4 protein-coding genes are annotated in these 5,098 nt (G+C 67.2%); all 4 read right to left on the reverse strand.

The features are described from left to right. Nucleotides 1-1,229, reverse strand: a 1,229-nt coding sequence (locus tag AC1DS3_RS35010; protein WP_477128986.1) for a Wzz/FepE/Etk N-terminal domain-containing protein, incomplete at its 3' end; no start/stop codon positions are given. 100 nt (nt 1,230-1,329) lie between these two features. After that, nucleotides 1,330-2,709, reverse strand: a complete 1,380-nt coding sequence (locus AC1DS3_RS35015; protein WP_477128987.1) for an undecaprenyl-phosphate glucose phosphotransferase — start codon at nt 2,707-2,709, stop codon at nt 1,330-1,332. A 194-nt stretch (nt 2,710-2,903) separates the two neighbouring features. Next, the gene (locus AC1DS3_RS35020; RefSeq protein WP_441634215.1) at nt 2,904-4,436 is read right to left on the reverse strand and encodes a mannose-1-phosphate guanylyltransferase/mannose-6-phosphate isomerase; all 1,533 of its coding nucleotides are present in this window, start codon (nt 4,434-4,436) and stop codon (nt 2,904-2,906) included. A 149-nt stretch (nt 4,437-4,585) separates the two neighbouring features. Continuing rightward, nucleotides 4,586-5,098, reverse strand: a 513-nt coding sequence (locus tag AC1DS3_RS35025; RefSeq protein WP_477128988.1) for a helix-turn-helix domain-containing protein, incomplete at its 5' end; no start/stop codon positions are given.

The following is a 5,098-nucleotide window of genomic DNA, read 5'->3' on the forward strand; positions in this document are numbered from 1 at the left end:
GTATCCACACGCACGTCCCGCTCCAGCCGCAGCGCGGTCTGCTCGGTATCGGGCAACACGGAGACGCTGCGGCGCAGCGTGCTTTGCTGCGCGCTCAGCGTTTCGATCTGCGCCATCAGCGCCACCACCGCCGGATTGGCGTCGGTGTAGTGCGTACGGATCTCGGCCAGCCGCGTCTGCAAGCGGGCCAGGCTGGTCTTGTTCTCCACGATCTGCTGCAGCAGCAGCCGGCTTTCCTCGCCGAGGTTGACGGTGCCCTGCCGATTGCGAAAGGAGTTGTAGCGCTCCTCCGCCAGGTCGAGCTCCTTGCGCAGCGCCGGTAGCTGCTGGTCCAGGAACGCCAGCGTGTGCTCGGCCTCGGCGGAGCGCCGGCCAATGTCCTGCTGCACGAACTGGCGCGCGACGGTGTTGACGATGTCAGCGGTGAGCTTGGGGTCCGGCCCTTCCAGGCTGGCGCGGATGATGCCGGACTGCAGGGCGGACTCGGCCACCGCGAGCGCGCGCTGGATACGCTCCACCGTGCCGATGGTGGATGCGCGCACCAGCTCGAACTGCGACCCGTTGCGCGCGACCAGTGCATCCACGCGGATGCGCACCGGGCCCAGCGCGGTGGTGCCGGTGGCCTCCTCGCCAACCCGGCCCTGCAGCACCGCATTGCCTTCGGGGTCCCGCAGCGTATAGGTGTGCGCGCTGTCGGCGATCAGCTTGAACACCTTGCCGTAGTACTTCTGCGGCGTGTCGAGCTGCGAGATCGTGATGGCTTCCGCGCCCCATGCGTACTGCGACAGGCCAAGCAGTTCCGTGGGCGGCGCCAGCCCGCTGTTGTACGCCGCCAGCCATGCGCCGATCACCGGGAAGTAGCGCGGCCTGGCCGCGATGTCCAGATGCAGCTTGCGCACCGCCTCCTCCACCACCAGCCGGGACCGGATCAGCTCGATCTCGGCCGCCGTGGAGGAGTTGGGATCGAAGATCGAGGACAGCGTCTGCAGCGACGAGCCCTGGTTGGCATTGGCGGCGTTGCCGCCCTTGCTCTCCTCCACCTGGATCATGGCGTCGGCGCGGTAGACCGGTTTCTGCAGCAAGGCGTAGACGGTGCCCAGCACCAGCGCCAGCAAGGTGACGGCGGCAATCATGCGCCAGTGGTCGACCAGCGTCACCAGGTAGTCGGACAGCCGAAGCTCGGCCGGGCCGCTGACATCGGTGTATTGGGTGTCGAATGAGGTAGCCATGTMTTGTTGACTTCCATCTAACTATCGCTTCCCGCCGGCAACGCTCAAGCGCGCGCCGCGGCCCCGTCCTTGCGCTCCGTACAGCGCAGCTCAGTACGGCTCAGTAAGCGTTGCGATGCACCAGGCCCTTGACCACCGTGGCGGCAATGATCCGCATATCGAGCGCGAACGACCAGTTGCCCAGGTAGTACAGGTCGCAGGCGATGCGGCCTTCCATCTTCTCGATGCGATCCGTCTCGCCGCGGTAGCCGTTTACCTGGGCCCAGCCGGTAATGCCGGGCTTGACGCGGTAGCGGTGGATGTAGCCGCTGACCAGCTTCTGGTACTGGTCGTCATGCTCGATGGCATGCGGGCGCGGCCCCACCACMGACATGTCGCCGCGCAGCACGTTGAAGAATTGCGGCAACTCATCCAGGCTGGTGCGCCGCAGGAACGCGCCCACGCGCGTGATGCGCGGATCGTTGCGCCTGGCCTGGGTCACCACGCCGGCCGGCTCGGCATGCGTGCGCATGGAGCGGAACTTGTAGATGGTGAAGATGCGCCCGTCGGTGCTCTTGCGCTTTTGCTTGAACAGCACCGGCCCGCGCGACGACAGCTTGACGGCGATGGCGATCGCGATCAGCAGCGGCGACAGTCCGATCAGCGCGGCCGCGGCAAAGAGGCGGTCGAACACGTCCTTCTGGCGCAGCGCGGAGGCCGATAGCGGCGACGCCACCAGGTTGATCGCGGGCATGCCGATCAGCTCGATGGTGCCGCTGTCGAACAACGCCAGGCTGTGCAGGTCCGGCATGAAGCGGACATTGACCAGTTCGTCGCGGAACTCCTCCACGAACTCCAGGATGATGCGCTCCTCCGACAACGGCAGCGCCAGCCACAGTTCGTGGATATCCTGCGAGCGGATATAGCGGTGGAAGGYGGCGCGATCGTCGAAGGTTGGCACCTTGGCATTGAGGCTGCCGCCCTGCGGCGCCACGTTGAACGCCGCCACCACGCGAAAGCCGGAGGCAGGCGCGGCCACGCCGCGCCGGATGACCGCGCTGCAGTGCGCACCGCAGCCAACCACGGCGACCTTGTGCAGGTTCATGCCTGCGCTGCGTACCTGGCCCAGCACCGCATGGGTCATCAGGCGCGACACGATCAGCATGGCGCCGGTGGAGCCCGTCCAGTAGACGAACCACAGCCGCGAAACGATGTCGATGTGGTGCAACGAAAACAACACCATGACGCCGCTGAACTGCACCAGCAGCCAGGCCAGCGCGATATGGCCGGCCAGCCCAATCTTGGAGCGCCCGCGCCAGGACTCGTAGATGCCGAAGGCAGGAAACAGGGCCAGCGTGAACGCGACGGAGAGCGCGATGAACACGTCGTAGAACGTGCGCTGCGACATGTCGTTAAAGCGCATGTGCGAGGCAATCGCGGCACCGGCAAACACCAGCGCGACATCCAGGAGGCGCGCCAGCAACCCTTCGATCTTGAGCATGTTCCTCTCCCCGTTCTTCCCAGCCCTTCGCGTTTCTTCACCACTCGTTGCCTGGCTTCCTGCTTGACTTCCTTCACGTCACCTTCCAGCGCGCCACGCCACGTTTTCCTGGCGCGCCGCACGCGGCCTCCCCGTGGTCGCGTCCGGCTGCGCCCGCGTGGCCCGGCGGTTCTTCGTTCCTTGCCCCTTGCGCCTTACGCTTGTGGTCCCGGGCAGCGGCCGTAGGTATCGTCGACGCGCACGATGTCGTCTTCGCCCAGGTAGCCGCCTGACTGGATCTCGATGATCTCCAGCGGGAGCTTTCCCGGGTTCTCCAGGCGATGCAGCACGCCGAGCGGAATGAAAGTGGATTGGTTCTCGCTGAGCAGGAATTGCTCCTCGCCGCGCGTGACCATCGCCGTGCCGCTGACCACCACCCAGTGCTCGGCGCGGTGGTGATGCAGCTGCAGCGACAGGCGCGCGCCCGGCTGGACCACGATGCGCTTGACCTGGAAGCGATCGCCATGCTCGATGGAGTCATAGAAGCCCCAGGGCCTGCGCACCTTGCGGTGCGCGTCGGCCTCCGGCGCGTGCAGGATCTTCATGCGCGCGACCACATCCTTGACGTCCTGCACATGCGAGCGATCCACCACCAGCACCGCATCCGCCGTCTCCACCACCACGATGTTGCTGGTCCCGACGCATGCCACCAGGCGCCCGTCGGAATGGACATAGCTGGAGTGCGCGCCTTCGAACACCACGCGGCCGCGCCCGGCGTTGCCTTCGGCGTCCTTGTCCATGGCGTCCCACACGGCGTCCCACGAGCCCAGGTCCGACCAGCCCGCCTCCAGCGGCACCACGACACCCCGGCACGGCGAGGCCGGGTGGTCCAGGCGCTCCATCACGGCGTAGTCGATCGAGTCCGACGGGCTCAGGAAGAACTGCCGCGACGCGGGGCGGAAGAACTGGCCCTCTTGCTTGCCCTCGGCCACCGCCGCGGCGCACATCTCGTGGATGGCGGGATGCAAGGCCTCGATCGCCTTCATCCAGACCGTGGCGCGCACGACGAAGATGCCGCTGTTCCACCAGTAGTTGCCACTGGCCACGTACTGCGCGGCAAGCTCGATGGCCGGCTTCTCGACGAAGCGCTCCATATGGCGCACGCCGTCGGGCAGCAGCTCGCCAAGCTTGATGTAGCCATAGCCCGTGTCGGGCCGCGTGGGCGGCACGCCAAGGGTGACGATGGCCCCCTCGCTGGCATGCGCGGCCGCGATCGACAGCGCCCGGTGAAAGGCATCGGTATCGGCAATCGCGTGGTCGGCCGGCATGACCACCAGGATGGCGTCCTCGCCGTCGGCCAGCGCCAGCGATGCCGCCAGCGTGAGCGCGGGCGCCGTATTGCGCCGGACCGGTTCCACCACCAGCCGGCCTTGCATGCCGCTGGCCTGCAATTGTTCGCTGGTGATAAAGCGATGCTCGTCGCCGCAGACGATGATGGCGTTGGGCTCGATTTCGTGGCCCGCGGAGAAGCCCTGCATGCGCAGCAGCGTGGATTGCAGCAGCGAGTCCTTGCCAACCAGGTCGATCAACTGCTTGGGGAAATGCTCTCGCGACAGCGGCCACAGCCGCGTGCCCGCGCCGCCGGCCAGCACCACGGGCGCAATGCGCAGCCGCACGGGCGTGCCCGGCGCCTGCGCGACGGTGTCCCCGGCTTGCACGGCAACAGGCTCCAGCACTTTATTCGACATGATCCAGCCCTCCCTGGTCGGGCGCCGCGCTCTCGCGCAAGCGGCCCGTGGCGCCAATCGTCTACGCGGGGCAATTCGCGAACCTGCGGACCTGCTGACCCGCCGCCGGTCAGGCACGCCCTTCATGCCCCGCATGCCCCACATGCTCGCTACCCCACTGCGCTGACCTTGCTGCGTTGACGGTATTCCGTTGGGGAAATCGACATGCGCTTGCGGAAGATCTTGGCCAGCCGGTCGCCATTGCCCATGCCGCAACGCCGCGCCACCTTGTCGACAGGCAGCTCCGTCTCGGCCAGGAAACTGCATGCGGTATCCAGGCGGGCATGCAGCAGGTAGTCGGACGGCGTCACCMCCATTTCCAGCTTGAAGCGGCGCAGGWAGTTGCGCTCGCTCATGGCCGCCACCTGCGCGGCATCGGACACGGAGATGGATTGCTCGCAGTGCTCATGCAACCAGCGCGCGGCCGCGCGGATCTTGTCGCCCGCGCTGGTCGCACCGGTATCCGCGAGCCTGGGCATCAGGCGGGCGGTCCAGGCGGGCATCACCCGGGTACCGACCGCGCGCGCCACGTCCAGGCCGAGATCGCGCTTGATCAGCGTCAGCGCGCCCCTGACGAGTTCGTACTGCTCGCCGGACTCGTCCGAGGCGTGCAGCCCGAACAC

The organism is Cupriavidus sp. 01L46 (assembly GCF_056399905.1).

What these genes read in the sequence shown, in the direction of transcription:
- AC1DS3_RS35020 (WP_441634215.1), bottom strand. Translation starts at nt 4,436, where the DNA reads ATGTCGAATAAAGTGCTGGAGCCTGTTGCCGTGCAAGCCGGGGACACC.